The sequence below is a fragment of the Phormidium sp. CCY1219 genome (assembly GCF_055795085.1).
Genome location: NZ_JAYFEQ010000304.1, coordinates 1 through 354 on the forward strand (window position 1 = coordinate 1; position 354 = coordinate 354).

Genomic DNA, 354 nt, shown 5'->3' on the forward strand with positions numbered 1-354 from the left:
AATTGCTCTCTCCTTACGGGGAGGTAAAAGCACCCCAGCGGGTGGCTTCCGAAGTCCGAGAAATCGACTTGTACTTTCGACCCCTTCCGAATTTAGAACTGGCAATGGTTCGACCCTTGGGTATCTTAGGAAGAATGGCTGCGAGTCCGAATCCTTCGATTTTTGAACCCTTTCGCAACCCAGTCAGCGAAGATGAAATTTGCGACTGTCTCGGAAAGCTGCTAGACGTGAGGCGATCGCTGCAACGCCAAGCCAACCGCAATAATCGCCGACTGTTCAACGAAGCCTTACCCAAATTATGGATTCTCACCCCCACCGCTTCCCCTACCATTTTATCAAGATTTAGCGCTATGC

1 pseudogene is annotated in these 354 nt (G+C 50.6%); it reads left to right on the forward strand.

Features of this window, described 5'->3' with window-relative positions:
* Window positions 1–354, forward strand: a pseudogene (locus AC0QH1_RS05020) (hypothetical protein); the annotation flags it as partial.